Source organism: Streptomyces sp. NPDC059455 (assembly GCF_042750115.1).
Classification (GTDB): Bacteria; Actinomycetota; Actinomycetes; order Streptomycetales; family Streptomycetaceae; genus Streptomyces; species Streptomyces endocoffeicus.
Genome location: NZ_JBHYVB010000403.1, coordinates 1 through 4,595 on the forward strand (window position 1 = coordinate 1; position 4,595 = coordinate 4,595).

General features: G+C 66.9%; 1 protein-coding gene. It reads left to right on the plus strand.

The window, feature by feature from the left end; genetic code table 11:
* A partial coding sequence (locus ACFXB5_RS52805; RefSeq protein ID WP_385223085.1) for an SDR family NAD(P)-dependent oxidoreductase occupies positions 1–4,595 on the plus strand: 4,595 nt, incomplete at both ends.

The following is a 4,595-nucleotide window of genomic DNA, read 5'->3' on the forward strand; positions in this document are numbered from 1 at the left end:
TGTGGAGTGGCTGGCCGGGGACGGTCAGGTGACACGGTTTGTGGAGCTGGGGCCCGATGGCGTTCTGACCGCCATGACCCACAACTGCCTGGCCAGCGTGTCCCAGACCCACACCGACAACGAGAGCGAACCCGGTGCTGAGCCGGAGATCATCCCCTCCCTGCGCCGGGATCAGCCCGAGGTCAATGCGGTACTGACCTGCCTGGCACGGCAGTTCACCACCGGCACCCCCATCGACTGGACTCCCGCACTGGGCGGCAGCGACAGTAACGCCCCACAGGCCCGCCTGGACCTTCCCACCTACGCCTTCCAACGTCGACGCTACTGGCCAGAGGCCCAGCCGACGGTCGTCGAAGGCCCGACCACGGCAGCGTCAGCCAAAGAGTCGCGCTTCTGGTCTGCCGTGGAAGAGGAGGACGCCGAAGCGGTATCCGCCCTTCTGGGATTGGCGGGCGACGAACGTGAGCCCGGGTTCCATGAGGCTCTGCCCGTGCTGGCGGATTGGCATCGCAGGGAGAACCGGCGCTCCACGGTCAATGACTGGCGCTATCGGGTCGTATGGAAGCCGGTCGTTGAGTCCGGAGCGAGCGGCGGTGCTGACCCGACGCTCACCGGGACGTGGCTTGCTGTGGTGCCTGCCGGATCCCGCAGCATGACGACATGGGTTCACGATGCCCTCACCGTATTGGCCCGCAGCGGGGCGTCCGTGGTGCGCCTCGAGGTCTCCGCCGGCGCTGGAGCCGACCGGGCGGCCCTTGCCGAGGACATTCGTGCCGTCGTCGCCCGCCATGACGCCGAGGAAGGCACTGAGGGCGGTACTGAGGGGGGTACAGCCTCGGTGGCCGGGGTGCTGTCGTTCCTGGCCTTGGACGAAGCAACGGGGCCGGTCCACCAAGCGGCCCCAGCCGGCGCGGCGGCGACGCTTACCCTCGTCCACGCGCTCAGCGACCTCGATATGGACCTGCCCCTTTGGCTGATGACCAGGGGCGCTGTCGCGGTCGGCCGTTCCGATGTGCTGCCCTCGCCACTGCAGTCGATGGTGTGGGGACTCGGCAGGGTCATCGGACTGGAACACCCCCAATGGTGGGGTGGTCTGATCGACCTCCCCGATGTACTGGATGACCGAGCGGCACGGCGATGGCTTGCTGCCCTCGTTTCGTCTGCCGGTGAGGACCAGGTCGCGATCCGGACGTCGGGAGCCTTCGTACGGCGCCTCGTACGGGCCCGTATCGGAGAGCCGAGCGCCGCGTTGGGCGGGGCCTGGCGTCCGCGCGGCACGGTGCTGATCACAGGTGGCACCGGCGCGTTGGGCGGGCATGTCGCTCGTTGGCTGGCCGAGGCGGGAGCGGCACACCTTCTCTTGGTCAGCAGGCGTGGACCCGCGGCTCCAGGAGCGGCTGAGTTGGTGGCCGAGCTGGAGGCCGCGGGAGTCTCCGTGACCGTGGCCGCATGCGATGTCGCCGACCGGGAAGCGGTACGTACTCTGCTGGCCACTCTTCCCGGCGAACACCCGCTGACCGCGATCGTGCACACCGCCGGATCAGGCGGCGACCTTCGACCGGTGGTCGAGACCGGCTTGGAGAGCTTCACCGACGTGCTCGACGCGAAGGTGACAGGCGCGCGATGCCTCCATGAGCTGACACGCGAGATGGACCTCGACGCCTTCGTGCTGTTTTCCTCGGCCGCCGCTACCTGGGGGAGTGGCGGGCAGGGCAGTTACGCGGCCGCCAATGCCTACCTCGATGCTCTGGCCGAACACCGCAGGGCTCTCGGATTGGCCGGGACCTCGATCGCATGGGGTGCGTGGGCTGACGCCGGTATGGCTGTGGTCGACGCCGCCGAGGACATGGTGCGCCGCCGCGGACTGCGATCGATGCCACCGGAACTGGCCGTCGTGGCGCTGCAGCAGGCATGGGATGCGGATGAGGCATCGGTGACTGTGGCCGATGTGGACTGGGAGCGCTTTGTCCCGGGATTCACCGCGGCCCGCACTCGCCCGCTGCTGATGGATCTGCCGGAGGCGGCGCGGGCCCTCGAGGAGACTCGTTCGTCGGCTGGGGAGAATACGTCTGCCTGGCTGACGCAGCTCACCGAGGCTTCTGTTGAGGAACGGGAGCGGTTGCTGCTCGAACTGGTTCGCGCCCATGTCGCGGCCGTGTTGAATTATGGCGACGCTGGAGATATCGCAGCGGACCGCGCTCTGAAGGACCTTGGATTCGATTCCCTGACGGCGGTCGAGCTGCGTAACCGGCTCAATGCGGTTACCGGGCTGGCCTTGCCCACCACAGTGGTTTTCGACCATCCCACCCCTGCTGCTCTTGTCGCCCATCTTCGGGTGCAGCTCTTCGGGGAAGGCGAAGGTGAAGCCTTGGGCAGGCGGCCCCTGGCCACGACTCCAGGAGGTCAGGCGGAGGACGATGCAGGCACTGACCCCGTCGTCATCGTGGGGGCAGCGTGCCGGTACCCGGGTGGCGCGGGTTCGCCCGAGCAGCTGTGGGACCTGGTAGCCGGTGGGGTGGACGCGATCTCCGGATTCCCCTCCGACCGTGGCTGGGACCTCGAGAACCTCTACGACCCGGATCCCGATCGGTCCGGCAAAACCTATGCGATGAGTGGCGGATTTCTCGACGATGTGGCGGGCTTCGATGCGGAGTTCTTCGGCATTTCTCCGCGTGAGGCGTCGGCCATGGATCCGCAGCAGCGGCTGTTGCTGGAGATGTCTTGGGAAGCCATAGAAACTGCTGGGATCAACCCTTCCGAGCTGGCGGGAACGCCCGTCGGCGTGTTCATCGGAGCCAATAACCAGGACTACCTGACTCGCTTCTCGACCGTGCCGAGCGGCGCTGACGGATATGTGATGACAGGCAATACAGCCAGTGTGATGTCCGGGCGTGTGGCGTATGTGTTTGGTTTTGAGGGTCCGGCGGTGACGGTGGATACGGCGTGTTCGTCGTCGTTGGTGGCGTTGCATCAGGCGAGTGTGGCGTTGCGTAGTGGTGAGTGTTCGATGGCGTTGGCCGGTGGTGTGGCGGTGATGTCGACTCCGGGGACGTTTGTGGAGTTCTCCCGGCAGCGTGGTCTGTCGGTGGACGGGCGGTGCAAGGCGTATGGCGAGGCGGCGGACGGTACTGGCTGGGGTGAGGGTGTTGGTGTGTTGTTGTTGGAGCGGTTGTCGGATGCTCGGGTGCGGGGGCATCGGGTGTTGGCGGTGGTGCGTGGTTCTGCGGTGAATCAGGATGGGGCGTCGAATGGGTTGACGGCGCCGAATGGTCCGTCGCAGGAGCGGGTGATTCGGCAGGCGCTGGCCAATGCCCGGTTGTCGGCGGCGGATGTGGATGCTGTTGAGGGTCATGGGACGGGCACGACGCTCGGTGATCCGATCGAGGCGCAGGCGCTGCTGGCCACGTATGGGCGGGAGCGTGAGGGTGGTCGGCCGTTGTGGTTGGGGTCGTTGAAGTCGAACATCGGTCACACGCAGGCGGCTGCTGGTGTGGGTGGTGTGATCAAGATGGTCATGGCCCTGAACCGCGAGATGCTGCCGCGCACGTTGCATGTGGACCAGCCGTCCTCGCACGTGGACTGGGACGCGGGCGCGGTGGAGTTGCTGGCTGAGGCTGTGGCTTGGCCGCGAGGGGAGCGAGTGCGGCGGGCTGGGGTGTCTTCCTTCGGCGTGTCGGGGACTAATGCTCACGTCGTTCTCGAGGAAGCACCGGTGGATGAGGCCGCGGATGTAGAGGTGGTTTCGGCTGGTGGTGGTGTGGTGCCGTGGGTGGTGTCGGGGCGTAGTGCGGGTGCGTTGGCGGCTCAGGCGGGTCGGTTGCTGGAGTATGTGGGTGCTGTCCAGGCTGGTGGTGGTGGCGTGGATGCGGTGGGTGTGGGGCGTGCTCTGGTGGGCTCGCGTGCGGTGTTCGAGCACCGGGCGGTGGTTCTGGGAGCGGATCTGGAGGAGCTTGAGGCTGGGCTTAAGGGCCTGGCGGAGGGCAAGACCGCGAGCACGGCGGGTGCTGGCGGTGGTGGTGTGGTGGTGGGGCGTGTGCGGTCGGGGCGTGTGGCGGTGTTGTTCTCCGGTCAGGGGAGTCAGCGGGCGGGGATGGGTCGGGAGTTGTATGAGGCCTTTCCCGTGTTCGCTGCTGCCTTCGATGAGGTGTGTGCACGGTTCGATGTGCTGTTGGAGCGGCCGTTGAAGGAGGTGGTGTTCGCCGATGCTGCTGCTTCTGGTGGTGAGGGGTTGTTGGGTCGGACGGTGTTTACGCAGGCGGGGTTGTTTGCGTTGGAGGTGGGGCTGTTTCGGTTGATGGAGTCCTTTGGGGTGCGGGTGGATTTCCTGGCGGGGCATTCGATTGGTGAGGTGGCGGCGGCGTATGTGGCGGGGGTGTGGTCGTTGGAGGATGCCTGCACGCTGGTGGCCGCTCGTGGGCAGTTGATGCAGGAGCTGCCTGTGGGTGGGGCGATGGCTTCGGTCCAGGCTGGCGCGGAGGAGATGGGTCAGGCTCTGGTGGATCTGCGGGCCCGGTCCGGTGGGTTTGGTGGTGTGGTGGAGGTTGCGGCGGTTAATGGGCCGGATCAGGTGGTGGTCTCCGGGGAGGAGGCTGCGG